Source organism: Phytobacter sp. SCO41, assembly GCF_003073275.1.
GTDB lineage: Bacteria > Pseudomonadota > Gammaproteobacteria > Enterobacterales > Enterobacteriaceae > Phytobacter > Phytobacter diazotrophicus.
Window position 1 is genome coordinate 4,232,517 of sequence record NZ_CP027225.1, and the last position, 14,167, is coordinate 4,246,683.

The window sequence follows — 14,167 nt, forward strand, 5'->3', positions numbered from 1 at the left end:
TTAGAGTTATTTATCCGCATATGGGACGCTTACTGCATCATTTAATGTGTGGAAAGAGAAAACCTATGTTCAACATACCTTGCGTACTGATGCGCGGCGGTACTTCTAAGGGACCCGTTATTCTGGCAAGCGATTTGCCCACCGATGTTCAGGAACGTGATGCGGTTCTGCTGGCGCTGATGGGTGCCGGCCATGAGCTGGAAATTGATGGCATCGGTGGCGGCAGCCCGCAAACCAGTAAAGTGGCGATTGTGAGCCGTTCAGAGAGCCCGGATGCGGATATTGACTATCTGTTTGCCCAGGTCATGGTGAAAGAGCGCCGTGTGGATACCACGCCCAACTGCGGAAATATGTTATGTGCGGTTGGCCCTTTTGCCATTGAAAAAGGGCTGGTTGCGGCAAAAAACCCAGTCACCACGGTTCGCATCCGTAATCTCAACACCGGAACATTTGTTGACGCCGAAGTGCAAACCCCTGATTACAAGGTGTGTTATGAGGGTGACACGCAAATTGATGGTGTGCCTGGCGCCGCAGCGCCGGTCGGTTTAACGTTCCTCAATTCCGCAGGCTGTAAAACCGGTAAATTACTCCCGACCGGTAACACAACGGATATTTTTGACGGAGTGGAAGTCACCTGCATTGATATGGCGATGCCGATGATCTTAATCGATGCACAGCAGATGGATAAAACCGGTGGTGAATCCCCTGCGGAGCTGGAAGCCGATCTGGCGTTTATGCAACGGCTTGAAAAAATCCGTCGCAAGGCTGGCGAGGCCATGGGTTTTGGCGATGTCAGCGACAAAGTGATTCCCAAACCTGTGCTTCTGAGCAAACCTACGGCGGGCGGCACGATTAAGGTTCGCTATTTCATGCCGCATAATTGCCATAAATCGCTGGCTATTACCGGATCTATTGGTATTTCAACAGCAACCATCATTGATGGCTCTGTTGCCCAGAAAATCATTAGTGACCAACCGAAAGATGCATTTACCAATATTGTTAATATTGAACACCCAAGCGGAAAAATTACAGTCTCATTATTAAAAGACGGAAATAAAATCGAAAACACCCGCGCTGCTGTAATCAGAACGACCCGTAAATTGTTTGAGGGTAGTGTTTATGTTCCGGAAATCGCTTTAGCGGAAGTTATCTGAACATCAGCCAGCCTTTTAGAAGTTTTACCGATTAATACCTTTAGCCTGTAACGGCTAAGATGCTCTGTACCAGAAAAATAATGTCGAGGATATTATGGCTATAACGAACGTTAAAAATATTTCAGGCGGTTCCGGCGATGTAACAGCGAGCCAATACATCCGTGTCATCTTTGCTTTAGCCCTGTCAGGTTTGGCTGAATTAGCGTCTTTATTTTTCATTCAACCGTTGTTACCTGTTCTCGCGGTTGAATATGATGTCCCGGTCAGTCAGGTCAGTATCATTCTTTCCGCAGAAACCGCCCTGCTTGCCATTGGTCTGTTGTTCACGGGTACACTTTCCGATCATTATGGCCGTAAGCGCCTGATTATTGTCTCCTTGTTACTGGGTGGGTTACTCACCATTCTGTGCCCGCTGGTCCAGTCATGGGCGATGCTGGTGGCGTTACGTGCCGTTATTGGCCTCGCGCTGAGCGGCATTGCCGCTGCGGCAACGGCTTATATTAGCGAAGAAGTGGCCCCGGTCGTTGCGGGCGTAGTCACCGGTTACTTTGTGTTTGGCAACTCAATGGGTGGAATGTCGGGCCGTATCGTGGCCAGCCAGTTGATTGAACACATTTCCATAAACACGATTTTCTACGGTTTTGCGGCAAGCCTGATTGTTGTTGCGCTACTGGTTTACTTTATTCTGCCCGCCTCCAAAAACTTCAAACCGACGGAAACCCTGAATGTATTCCGTGTTGTGAAGGGCGCCGCGTCGCATTTCCAAAATAAAAAACTCGCTCTGGCATTTGTTATTAGCTTTATCATTTTTGGTACCTTCACCTCTCTCTACAACTATCTGGCTTTCTTCCTTAAGGGCGAGCCGTTCCATATTTCCCCTGCCAACGCCGGGCTGCTCTCTTTCAGCTTTGCGTTAAGCTTTTTCACGGCGCCACAGGCCGGGCGGTTCTCTGCGAAATATGGCAGCATGAATGTGCTTCGCGTGTTGTTCGCCATCATGTCTTTGGGGATGTTGCTGACGCTAACCTCTAACGTCATCACCTTTATCCTGGGTGCCGTCATCTTCACGGCATGCTTCTTCGGTTGCCATTCCATCGGTCTGAGTTGGGTAAGTAAGAACGCCACACATGCTCGCGGGCAGGCCGTCGCCCTCTATTTATTCTTCTACTACATGGGTGGCTCTGTTATTGGCTTCCTGAACGGTTTCGTCTTCCACTCAACCGGCTGGGCAGGCATGACCGCATTTATTATTGCTCTGCTGGTGCTGGGTATGATTGTCGCAACACATCTTGCCTCAGGCGCGAAAGCGAATCTGGTGCCAGAAACGTCAAAATAACCGCAATCGATATACCACTCACGCCATCAACTGGCGTGAGTAAATAAAGTTTAAAAGCCAGAATTAGGTGTCATTATGAAACTTGCAAGTTACATTCATCACGGTCGTAAAAGCTACGGTATTTATACCGAAGCAGGTATTATCGACCTTGGTCAAAAAATTGGTCAGCAATATCCAACATTAAAAGATCTCCTGCAATGGGATGCTCTCGATGTCGCCCAGCAATATGTTGACTACCCGGCGGATATTACAGATAAAGATATTACGTTCTTACCGGTTATTGAGGAGCCTGGAAAAATTTTTTGCGTGGGAATGAACTATGCAGAAAAAAGAAAGGAGTTCTCCGAAACCAACAACGCGCCAACGTTATTTATCCGCTTCCCGGATTCGCAGACAGGCCACGCACGGCCGGTCATCAAACCGAATCTTACTGAGGAATTTGATTACGAAGGCGAACTGGCCGTCATCATCGGAAAAGCGGGCGAGAATATTAATCGTAGCGATGCGTTAAGCCATGTGGCGGGCTATAGCTGTTATATGGACGGTTCGGTTCGCGACTGGCAGCACGCATGGTTTACTGCCGGTAAGAACTGGCGTCAGACCGGCGCATTCGGGCCCTACATGACAACCGTTGATGAAATCCCCGATCCGCACGCATTATCCATTCAGACGTATTTGAATGGCATGCTGGTGCAGAATGATTCAACAGCCAGCATGATTCACAAAGTCGCCGATCTCATTGCTTATATCAGCACCTTCACGATGCTTAGCCCTGGCGATGTCATTATTACGGGGTCACCGGGTGGTGTTGGTAAAAAACGCAATCCGCCTTTATTCATGCATGAAGGTGATTGTGTCGAAGTCGCTATTGAGAAATTAGGCAGGCTGACCAATACCATTGTCGAGTCAACGTCGCCATCCAATGCATTTGCCCTTTAATTCGCTCGTCATAACACATGCGTCATTCAGTATCGATGAACACCAGGTCAGGAGAAATTTAGATGTATGCCGAAAAAACGCTAGAATTCGATACGGTTGAAACTAGCAACGGTGTTCTCAAAGACGAGATTATCGCATTTCTGAAAAGTAATGGATTAGGAATAGATGATGATGTCGGGCAATTCGTCATTGCGCGCGCTGGCAAAGAATTAATTGCCTGTGCGGGCCTGGCGGGCAATACATTAAAATGTATCGCTGTGCATATTGAATGGCGCGGAACATCGCTGGGATTACAGTTGATTCGCGAAGCGGAAAATCTGGCAAACCAGAACGGTGATCATCATCTGTTCCTTTTAACCTGCCCTGATAACGTTAAATCTTTCCGTGGTTGCGGCTTCTTTCCTTTAGCCACCCTTGATGGCAAAGCCGCGTTAATGGAAAACACCCCGGTTGGCATTCACCGTTACTGTAAGAAACTGCGCGCAGAATTTTTCGTCCCGGCGGCCAATATTGGCGGTATCGTTATGAATGCGAACCCCTTCACGTTAGGGCACCAGTTCCTTATCGAGCAGGCCGCCCGTGCGTGCGACTGGCTGCATGTATTTGTTGTGGAAGAAAACTTATCACAGTTCTCCTTTACTGAGCGCATTGCAATGGTGCGTGACGGGGTAAAACATCTCACTAACGTAACGGTACATCCCGGTTCCAGATACATTATTTCTCGCGGCACTTTCCCCAGCTATTTTTTAAAAGAGAAACAGGTGGTGAATGATGTCTATTCCGCGATCGATTTAATTATGTTCCGACGTTATATTGCGCCCGCACTGGGTATTACACATCGTTTCGTTGGCACTGAGCCATATTGTAAAGTTACAGCCCAGTATAACCAGGCTATGCACCACTGGCTTGAAGATGAATTGGTCATTCCCTCCACCGCCATTAAAGTGCATGAAATCGACAGAAAAACCGATGAAAATAATTATCCAATCTCAGCATCGGCTGTTCGCGCCCTCTTGAATAAGAACAAACTGTCAGTCGCAAGAAATATGGTGCCCGAAAGCACCATGCCTTACTTATATAACTGGCTAAAAGCAAATCACCCTGACTTGCCGGAACAACATCTGGCAGGGAATCTTATGAGCATTAGCGTAGGACTCTAACATGAAAATTATACAGGCAGCTCTGGCAGGCACGCTGGAATCGAGCGACCTCATGGTTAAAGTTAGCCCTTCTGACAGCGGGCTGGATATTGTTATTAATAGCGAAGTGATGAAGCAATTTGGCGAACAAATTACTCAGGTCGTCAAAGAAACGCTGGCTGCATTCAATGTCACCCACGGGCAAATCATTGTTGATGACAAAGGCGCACTGGATTGTGTTATTCGCTCCCGGATGCAAATCGCCATCATGCGAGGAACCTGTAGCGATGAAATTAACTGGGAGAAATTACAATGAAAAAATTACGCCGCAGTATGCTTTTCTTACCGGGCTCAAGCGCTTCCATGTTATCGACCGCGTTTATTTATAAACCAGATTCAATCATGTTTGACCTTGAAGATGCGGTTTCGTTAAGGGAGAAAGACAGCGCTCGTATATTGGTTTTTAACGCCCTCCAGCATCCCATGTATAAAGATATTGAAACGGTGGTGCGCATTAATCCATTAAACACCCCATTCGGTTTAAAAGATCTTGAGGCGGCGGTCCGCGCCGGGGTCGATGTTATTCGCTTGCCGAAAACAGATACGCCAGAAGATATTCATGAGCTTGAACGTGAAATTGTGCGCATTGAGGAAAGCTGTGGCCGTGAGGTTGGCTCCACACAGGTGATGGCGGCTATCGAATCTGCAATTGGCGTTATCAATGCTGTTGCCATTGCCCGCTCCTCAGAGCGACTGATGGGTATTGCGTTAGCCGCATTTGACTATGTGATGGATATGCAGACAGAACGCGGAGACGGTACTGAACTGTTTTATGCGCGTTGTGCGGTTCTCCATGCGGCGCGTGCCGCGGGTATCGATGCGTTTGACGTTGTTTATGGCGATGTGAACGACGAAGAAGGCTTCTTAAAAGAAGTGGATTTAATTCGTCGCATGGGCTTCAACGGTAAATCTTTAATTAATCCACGGCAGATTGAGTTGCTGCATAACGCCTATGCGCCAACCCAGGAAGAGGTTGATTATGCAGAACGCGTCATCGCTGCCGCCGAAGAAGGTGAACGTAGCGGGCTGGGTGTCATTTCTCTGAATGGCAAAATGATCGATGCGCCAATCATCAATCACGCCAGGGTCGTTCTTGAGAGAAGAAAAGCATCAGGCATTCGCCACTAATCGACGGGATAATAAAGATGAAATTAATCGAAGCTTTACAAGAACAGGTCGGGCAATCAAAAAAATATGTGACATTTACCCATGCCAACGCGACCACACCTTATCTGGCAGATGTCGGGCAAAAGCACCAGCGTAAACTTTGTGACAGTCTGGACGAGATGATAGACCGCTGCGAATTACGTGATGGGATGACAATTTCATTTCATCATGCCTTTCGTGAAGGCGATAAAGTTATCAATCTTGTCGTTGATAAACTCGCTGCATTGGGTCTGAAAAATATTACCCTGGCATCCAGTTCATTAATGACCTGTAACGCCCCCTTAATTCAGCATATTCGTAACGGTGTTATTTCTAAAATTTACACCTCCGGCATGCGCGGAGAATTAGCCGATGCGATTTCGCATGGCCTGATGGCGCAACCGGTAGAGATTCACTCGCACGGCGGTCGCGTTAATCTCATCCAGAAAGGTGAAATTAATATTGATGTCGCCTTCCTCGCTGTCTCATGTGCTGATGAATATGGTAATGCGAGTGGGAGCGGCGGTAAATCACGCTGTGGCTCGCTCGGCTATGCGATGGTCGATGCGCAGTACGCTAAACGCGTAGTACTGCTGACCGAATCCATCGAGCCCTTCCCTTATATGCCCGCAAGCATTGTTCAGGACCAGGTCGATTACATCGTAAAAATTGACAGCGTAGGCGACCCGGCAAAAATCAGCGTCGGTGCGGCCCGCGTAACCAGCAATCCTCGTGAGCTGATGATTGCGCGCTCGGCGGCGGATGTGGTCGAGCACTCCGGTTATTTCGAACAGGGTTTCTCCATTCAGACCGGTTCTGGCGCGGCATCAACGGCCTGTACGCGCTTTTTAGAATCGCGCATGAAAAATAAAAACATCACGGCGAGTTTTGCCTTAGGCGGCATCACCGGCAGCATTGTGGATCTTCATGAAAAGGGGCTGATCGCCAAATTGCTGGATACCCAGAGTTTTGACGGCGCCGCCGCCGCTTCTTTAGCCAGAAACCCAAACCATGTTGAGATTTCCACCAACGTTTACGCGAATCCGTCATCCAAAGCGGCATGCTGCGACCAGGTCGACATCGTGATTTTAAGCGCCCTTGAAATTGATACTGATTTCAACGTTAACGTGCTGACGGGCTCTGATGGCGTGATGCGCGGTGCCTCCGGCGGTCACTGTGATGTGGCTGCCGCCGCAAACCTGACGGTGGTGGTTGCTCCGCTTATCCGTAGCCGAATTCCAACGGTGGTGAAGCAGGTAACCACCTGCGTAACGCCGGGCGAAAGCATTGATGTTTTGGTTACCGATCATGGTATTGCCGTAAACCCTTCACGTCCTGAAATTCATCAGCGGTTAGTGGCTGCAGGCTTGCCTGTGCTGAGTATTGAGGCGCTGCACCAGCGCGCTCTGGAAATCTGCGGTCACCCAAAAGCCATCGAGTTTACCGACAAAATCGTGGGCATTGTTCGTTACCGTGATGGAAGCGTCATTGATGTCGTCCGGCAGGTAAAAGAGTAATGAACGCGATGGCAAACGCAGCGTGTTTACCTGTCTCATTAGCGCAGCTATTAGCCTCCAGAGACGCCCGCGCAGAGCAACAGCAGCGCTGGTTAACGCAGTGGGGACAGACGCTCATTTCAACGACCCTGGTCTGGCCGGGCGAGGTCAAAGACACGCCGGTCTCCAGGGCTGTAATGGAGGTGGCGAATGAGGCTCTTTCGGGGCTTATTCTCGCTAATGGCTGGGAGATCGTCCGGCACGACGCTCGCCTGCTTATCACCGGACCGGAGTCATTCTGGTCCGTTAATGCACCCGCATCGGAGGTCAAAAAGGCCACCATCCTTCTTGAGGAGAGCCATCCTCTGGGCAGGTTGTGGGATATCGATGTGTTTTGCCCGGAGAATGGCTTATTGAGCCGTAAATCCGTAGGTGAAAACAAAAGACGTTGCTTCATCTGTGATGAACCCGCACATGTATGTTCACGCATGCGGCGCCATTCGCTTCATTCCCTGCAAACTGTCATGGAGGCCAGGATCAATGACTATTTCTGCCATCAGAAGTGAACCGTTGGTTGAGGGGCTTAACGTTGCTGAGCTCGCCGCAGAGGCGATGTACCGCGAAGTGATTTTGACCCCCAAACCGGGGCTGGTAGACCGTCATAACAATGGTTCGCATACGGATATGAATATGAAGCTCTTTATGTCCAGTATCGCGGCCATTGCCCCGTGGTTTGCGTTGTTTGTCTCCAAAGGGATGCAGACGGCCAGACAGGAGCCCGGCCAGACACTTCGGGCTATCCGCCCTATCGGGCTTGCCTGTGAGCAGGCCATGTTTCGCGCGACGGGGGGCATCAACACCCATAAAGGGGGGATCTTTTCGCTTGGTCTGCTTTGTTCTGCCGCCGGGCGTCTGCAAGGCAAAGGCGAAGCGATCGATCGCAGTGCGCTCTGCCGTGAAATGAGCCTGATCTGCGCCGGTATGGTGAGCCGTGAGTTGAAACAACATGGCGATGCGAAGACCAAAGGTGAGCAACTGTTTCGGGATCATGGCTTCACGGGCGCCCGTGGTGAAGCGGAAAGCGGATTTGTGACGGTCAGGCACTACGGCTTACCCGCATGGGAAAAAGCCATAACGTCGGGTTATTCACCAGAGGAGTCTTTGCTGCGGGTTTTGCTTTCCTTAATTGCCCATAATCCTGACACCAATATCCTCTCGCGAGGCGGCCTTGATGGATTGCGCTATGCCAGGCGGTATGCGGCCCGACTTCTGCGTATTAAACATCTTACCGGCAACAGGTTCAGGCAGGCTCTTTTTAATATGGACAAGGCGTTCATCGCCCGGAATTTAAGTCCGGGAGGAAGCGCCGATCTGCTGGCCGTAACCTGGCTCCTTTCCCGTTTTCCAGCCTGAGGGCGAAAACGAAAGATTGACGGAATTTACCATGACAATATCGCACCTGTTAGCACTGGATGATGTTTTTACCACTATTCTGGTTCCGGGATTGAGGGATAGCGACGAGTACCACTGGCAAACCAGTTGGGCACGCCAGTTACCTCGCTGGAAAAGAATAAGCCAACGAAACTGGATCCAGCCGGATATTGAAAACTGGTGTGCCGCGATCCGCAGGGAATTAACCACGTGCAAATTACCCGTTATTTTAATTGGGCATAGCTTTGGTGCCCTTGCCTCCTGGTATCAGGCTCAGCGTCAGGCGTCAAATATTGCCGGAATTGTCATGGTCGCACCGGCGGAACCTTCCTGGTTCGAACTTGAAGAGATCGTCACCGCGTCAAAGCTGAACGTGCCGGGCCTTGTCTTTGCCAGTCGTAATGACCCGCTGATGTCCTTCAACCGCGCGCTATTCTGGTCCGACTGCTGGGGATGTGAGCTTATCGACATGGGTGACGCTGGTCATATTAATTCGGAATCAGGTTTTGGTGAGTGGAAATATGGCCTTGAAAGAATATCTGAATTTGGAGAAGGGCTATTAAAAATAGCAACATGATTATTTGATGTAAAAACACCATAGCACATTTTTTAATTTCCTTATGATAAGGTCAGGATATTTTATGTTTGAAGAATATAAGAAGCATGTCGCTGAGCGCGCAGAAAATGGAATACCCGCTAAACCCTTAACTGCGCAACAGGTCAGAGAATTAATTGCCCTCCTCGAAAATAAACGGTGCGAGGATCGAGAGGCGTTAATTAACCTGTTAATTAACCAGGTTTCTCCCGGCGTTGATGCTGCTGCAAAAGTGAAAGCAGAATTCCTTGATAAAATTATCAAAGCAAAAACAAGTGAATTCGGTATCACGCCGCAGGACGCTATCACTATTCTTGGAACCATGCAGGGGGGCTACAACATTCAGCCGCTCATTGATTCGCTGGACGATAGTGAACTGGCTCAGTTAGCGGCGAATAAACTCAGCCATACCATTCTTATCTTTGAAAAATTTAACGATATCGAGCAAAAAGCCCGTAACGGGAATGTGCATGCCAAAGCGGTTATTACGTCATGGGCGAATGCCGAGTGGTTTAGCGAACGCACGAAGCTTGAGGAAAAAGTCACGCTGACAGTCTTCAAAGTGCCCGGCGAAACCAATACCGATGACCTTTCGCCAGCCCCTGAGGCGTGGTCACGTCCGGACATTCCCCTGCATGCGCTCTCCATGCTGAGTTCTGCCCGCGAAGGTGTGAACCCGGACCAACCGGGGCAATACGGGCCAATCGCCCAGATCCGGGAACTAAAAGCCCGGCAGTATCCTCTTGCTTACGTTGGCGATGTGGTAGGCACCGGCTCTTCACGAAAATCCGCAACAAACTCCATCCTCTGGCATATCGGGAAGGATATTCCCTTTGTCCCCAATAAACGCAGCGGGGGCGTTGTCTTAGGCGGAAAAATTGCGCCGATCTTTTTCAATACCCTGGAGGACTCCGGCGCATTACCCATTGAAGTGGATGTCTCCGGTTTATCGACAGGTATGGTGATTGATCTTTATCCGCACAAGGGCGAGATTCGCCACCATCACGATCAGACGCTTATTGCCTCATTTAGCCTGAAAACAGACGTCTTGCTGGATGAAGTCCAGGCGGGCGGTCGCATCCCGTTGATCATTGGCCGCAGCTTAACGGCAAGAGCCAGGGCCTCTTTAGGCCTGCCGGCAACGTCCATTTTCAGGAAAGCCAAAGCGCCTGCGCCATCCTCAGCCGGGTTTACGCTGGCGCAGAAGATGGTGGGCAGAGCGTGCGGCGTGGAAGGTATTCGTCCTGGGCAATATTGTGAACCTAAAATCACCACCGTGGGATCGCAGGATACCACCGGCGGGATGACACGTGATGAACTGACGGACCTTGCATGCTTAGGGTTTTCTGCCGATCTGGTGATGCAGTCTTTTTGCCATACGTCAGCCTATCCCAAACCTGTCGATGTTAATTTGCATGAGACGCTGCCGCAGTTCATTACCAGCAGAAAAGGCGTTGCGCTGAAACCCGGCGATGGGATTATCCACTCATGGCTGAACCGTATGCTGATCCCGGACACCGTCGGTACGGGCGCGGATTCACATACGCGCTTTCCCTTAGGGATCTCGTTTCCGGGCGGTTCCGGGCTGGTTGCTTTTGCCGCCGCCACGGGAATTATGCCGCTCGATATGCCGGAATCTGTGCTGGTCCGCTTTAAGGGTGAAATGCAAAAAGGGATCACCCTGCGCGATTTGGTTCACGCGATCCCTTACTACGCCATTAAACAAGGGTTGCTGACCACCGAGAAGAAAAACAAACGCAATATATTTTCCGGTCGTATTCTGGAAATCGAAGGTTTACACATGTTGAAGGCTGAGCAGGCCTTTGAACTGGCGGATGCCTCCGCAGAGCGCTCAGCGGCTGCCTGTGTGCTACGCCTGGAAGAAGAGAACGTTGCCGAATATTTGCGTTCCAATGCCACATTACTGCGCTGGATGATTAGCCAGGGTTATCAGCACGCGCCGACCCTTGAAAAGCGTATTGCAGAGATCGAAGCATGGCTGGCCAATCCGTCATTACTCAGCGCTGATGCTAATGCCGAGTACGCCGCAATTATTGACATCGACCTGACTGAAATTACGGAGCCGATCGTTTGTGCGCCCAATGACCCGGATGACGCCCGTTTACTGTCTGAGGTTGCGCGCACACCGGTACAAGAAGTGTTTATTGGCTCGTGTATGACAAACATTGGTCACTTCCGGGCCGCCGGGAAGCTGCTGGCGGATGCAAAAGAGATCCCTGGCCGCCTGTGGATTGCCCCACCAACCAAAATGGATGCCCAACAGCTTTCAAGCGAGGGTTATTTTAATAAGTTCATCCGTTCCGGCGCACGCATCGAACCGGCGGGCTGTTCTCTCTGCATGGGTAACCAGGCCAGGGTCAAGGAAGGGAGCAGCGTTGTTTCAACATCTACCCGCAACTTCCCACACCGCCTTGGTACCGATGCAAATGTTTTCCTGGCGTCGGCTGAGCTCAGTGCCATCGCGGCCATGCTTGGAAAAATGCCGACGGTTGAGCAGTATCACTGGCATATGGACAAAATCAATGACACCCGTGAAGAGACCTATCGTTACTTAAATTTCCATACGCTGGCAGAGTATCAAGTAGCGGAAAAGCAGCGAATTGACGTGGTAACAATATAATCGTCTCAAAAACATGCCCGGTAATATTCCCGGGCATGTTTTTCGCCTTCTCATTACCTGTTTTTTTGAATTGGCAGAGGTCTCATTTTTAAATGAGACCTCTGATATTGTCAAAGGAATGGGTTAATTAAAGTGAGCGCTAAATTATTATTCCTCGCTTTCATTATCAGCCTTTCATTCATGACATCGCCGCCTGACAGCCTTTCAAAAGAGGCATGGGTACTGGCCAGTATTTATCTTGCGGCGATCATTGGTCTGGTGAGCAAACCCTATCCTGAAAATTCGTTATTTATTTGCATCCGGTGGCTGCATTACCCATTATGGCGGCGCGGCAGGGCCAATTATTTTTGCGGCTGGCTATAACGATATAAAATCCTGGTGGATAACGGGTACGATTGTCGCAATATTAACGTTTGTTATTCATATTACCGTCGGGTTCTCGTGGTGGGCGTATTTGAAATCGAGTGGCATGCTCTAATGATAAGAGCATGCTGATCTTACTTGCGTCGTGTTGATGTCTTATGGCTCAGATGCGTCGGATGACGCAGGATGTTCTCCATCGCCGCCCTGTACCTGTGAAATAGTACAGAACAGATACGTCCGCTCCTCTCCCGGAGCGGACAATTGTGTAACGCCTCTATCGAAACCGCATTGCCAAAGGTTGTCAGGTCGATGTACCTGAGCCTTTATCGTTGTTGATTACCACTCGCAGTAAGCATGGCGAAACCAACCCCGGCACACTCTTTTCTTTATAAATGCAGCGCTTATTATTAACACGCTAATGCTGTACATACCGTTACACAGCAATGCTCATCTTTTCAGATGCACCTGGTATAGAATGTCAAAGAAGATAGATTGGAATAAAGTCCAAATACCCATTGTCCCATTTGTTGTCTATTTGTTGTAACACTAAGAATCAACAAATTTTAAACAAGTTAATGTCATGTAGTCTTACTTTTTTATAATGATAATGAAAATCAAAAATACTCTGTGCCTACATATCCTGATGGCTCTCCTCGCCATCCTGGTTCTGAGCGTTCACCCGGTGGTGACGAGCTTTGATCCGCCGCTTAAATTCCAGCCGATGATTAAATCGATGGAAGGCACACCAAAAGAGCAAGCAGAAAAAATAGCCACCATTTCCCATGCATTACAAGGGAATGCGATTTTCTTTATCGGGGCATCAGAAGTTTCTACTTCCGAAAATGAACATTACGCTGCCTATAATTACTTCAATAAGCAATTGCACAGACCTTTAGTGGCATATGGCGATAGTTATGTCGACGACGTCACACAATTTTTACTGTTCTCCCGTTTTAAAGACAGCCTTAACGCAAACAGTAAAGTGGTGTTGCTCCTGGCACCGGATAGCTTTTATTCAAATGGGCTTCCTCCGGCGATCTTTGCGGATAATTTCCCGGGTTCGATTTTCGATCCATTAATGAAAGACAAGCAGGCTCGTCCTTTGCTGGTCAATTACTTAAAACATATTGAAGCGGACGATATCAGCCATTTGAGTTTTGGTGAAATGGCCATTTATGGCTGGCATCCGGACCTGATCTGGGAAGAGGTGAGCTATCAGTTTGCCAACTTCTGCACCATGATAAAAAACGACTGGCTGGACCTGCTCAATATTGAGCCACAGCCTGCCGCGCAACCCTGGCCCGCACAGCCTGGCAACATAACGATGCCCGACTGGGATCAAGAGCTGGCGAATGCCCGTGAACTCAACAAAGTACGCAAGCAAAGTGCAGCCACGATGTGGATGGATAAGGCGGTTTATGAGGCCGGGGATACTCCTGAGCAGTGGGATGACACGCCTGTCGTGCCAAAGCAAATCGAGGTTTTCCGCGCCACCATCAAACTCCTGAAAGAGCGCCATGTCCAGGTGATTGCGATTGTCGACCCGATTAACCCGTGGGCGCTGACCAATACCAATACGTTCCAGCCGGTTGATAAACAAATTCAGGCAATCCTGACGGAAAACCAGGTGCCTTATTTAGATATGTATGCGATGCCGTATCAAAACGGCTGGAACTGGGATCGTCTGCACCCATCGGAAACGGCATGGGTCCCTATGGTTCGCTTTATCGCGGAGAACTTTAAATGATGAAAACCGCCATTCGCCTGTTTTTACTTTATCTCCTGCTGGCGATAACCATTGTCGCGTGGACCTCCGTGGATGACAGCATGAGTTTGCAATTGCATTTTGAATATCAAAAGTTCTGAG

15 protein-coding genes are annotated in these 14,167 nt (G+C 49.4%); all 15 read left to right on the plus strand.

Annotated elements, in window-relative coordinates; genetic code table 11:
* The first annotated feature begins 65 nt into the window (after positions 1-65).
* Entirely contained in the window at positions 66-1,154 is a 1,089-nt protein-coding gene (locus C5523_RS20705) for a 4-oxalomesaconate tautomerase (protein WP_108701883.1), read from the plus strand.
* A gap of 94 nt (positions 1,155-1,248) precedes the next feature.
* Positions 1,249-2,490: an MFS transporter gene (locus tag C5523_RS20710; RefSeq protein ID WP_041852324.1), complete on the plus strand. Its 1,242-nt coding sequence runs from the start codon at positions 1,249-1,251 to the stop codon at positions 2,488-2,490.
* A 75-nt stretch (positions 2,491-2,565) separates the two neighbouring features.
* Positions 2,566-3,429 carry a fumarylacetoacetate hydrolase family protein gene (locus C5523_RS20715; protein ID WP_041852325.1) on the plus strand — a complete coding sequence of 288 codons (864 nt, stop codon included), beginning with the start codon at positions 2,566-2,568 and terminating at the stop codon, positions 3,427-3,429.
* 62 nt (positions 3,430-3,491) lie between these two features.
* Entirely contained in the window at positions 3,492-4,589 is a 1,098-nt protein-coding gene (citC, locus tag C5523_RS20720; RefSeq protein ID WP_041852326.1) for a [citrate (pro-3S)-lyase] ligase, read from the plus strand.
* A gap of 1 nt (position 4,590) precedes the next feature.
* On the plus strand, positions 4,591-4,884 hold the full coding sequence (gene citD, locus C5523_RS20725; RefSeq protein ID WP_108701884.1) for a citrate lyase acyl carrier protein: 294 nt from the start codon (positions 4,591-4,593) through the stop codon (positions 4,882-4,884).
* Positions 4,881-5,756 (plus strand): citrate (pro-3S)-lyase subunit beta, encoded by an 876-nt coding sequence (gene citE, locus C5523_RS20730; protein ID WP_041852328.1) that lies wholly within the window; start codon positions 4,881-4,883, stop codon positions 5,754-5,756. Before citD ends, citE begins: the two co-directional genes overlap by 4 nt.
* Before the next feature lie 17 nt (positions 5,757-5,773).
* Positions 5,774-7,291: a citrate lyase subunit alpha gene (gene citF, locus C5523_RS20735; protein ID WP_108701885.1), complete on the plus strand. Its 1,518-nt coding sequence runs from the start codon at positions 5,774-5,776 to the stop codon at positions 7,289-7,291.
* The gene (citX, locus tag C5523_RS20740) at positions 7,291-7,836 is read left to right on the plus strand and encodes a citrate lyase holo-[acyl-carrier protein] synthase (RefSeq protein ID WP_108701886.1); all 546 of its coding nucleotides are present in this window, start codon (positions 7,291-7,293) and stop codon (positions 7,834-7,836) included. The genes citF and citX overlap by 1 nt, the downstream gene beginning before the upstream one ends.
* On the plus strand, positions 7,811-8,683 hold the full coding sequence (gene citG / locus C5523_RS20745; protein ID WP_108701887.1) for a triphosphoribosyl-dephospho-CoA synthase CitG: 873 nt from the start codon (positions 7,811-7,813) through the stop codon (positions 8,681-8,683). The genes citX and citG overlap by 26 nt, the downstream gene beginning before the upstream one ends.
* Before the next feature lie 31 nt (positions 8,684-8,714).
* The gene (locus C5523_RS20750; protein WP_108701888.1) at positions 8,715-9,278 is read left to right on the plus strand and encodes an alpha/beta hydrolase; all 564 of its coding nucleotides are present in this window, start codon (positions 8,715-8,717) and stop codon (positions 9,276-9,278) included.
* 64 nt (positions 9,279-9,342) lie between these two features.
* Positions 9,343-11,937 carry a bifunctional aconitate hydratase 2/2-methylisocitrate dehydratase gene (acnB, locus tag C5523_RS20755; protein WP_108701889.1) on the plus strand — a complete coding sequence of 865 codons (2,595 nt, stop codon included), beginning with the start codon at positions 9,343-9,345 and terminating at the stop codon, positions 11,935-11,937.
* A gap of 132 nt (positions 11,938-12,069) precedes the next feature.
* Positions 12,070-12,300, plus strand: a complete 231-nt coding sequence (locus C5523_RS20760) for an anion permease (RefSeq protein WP_108701890.1) — start codon at positions 12,070-12,072, stop codon at positions 12,298-12,300.
* The gene (locus tag C5523_RS20765) at positions 12,281-12,415 is read left to right on the plus strand and encodes an anion permease (protein WP_369944954.1); all 135 of its coding nucleotides are present in this window, start codon (positions 12,281-12,283) and stop codon (positions 12,413-12,415) included. Before C5523_RS20760 ends, C5523_RS20765 begins: the two co-directional genes overlap by 20 nt.
* Positions 12,416-12,907: 492 nt before the next feature.
* Positions 12,908-14,047 carry a D-alanyl-lipoteichoic acid biosynthesis protein DltD gene (locus C5523_RS20770; protein ID WP_071195764.1) on the plus strand — a complete coding sequence of 380 codons (1,140 nt, stop codon included), beginning with the start codon at positions 12,908-12,910 and terminating at the stop codon, positions 14,045-14,047.
* The gene (locus C5523_RS27920) at positions 14,044-14,166 is read left to right on the plus strand and encodes a hypothetical protein (protein ID WP_255423173.1); all 123 of its coding nucleotides are present in this window, start codon (positions 14,044-14,046) and stop codon (positions 14,164-14,166) included. The genes C5523_RS20770 and C5523_RS27920 overlap by 4 nt, the downstream gene beginning before the upstream one ends.
* Position 14,167 lies beyond the last annotated feature (1 nt).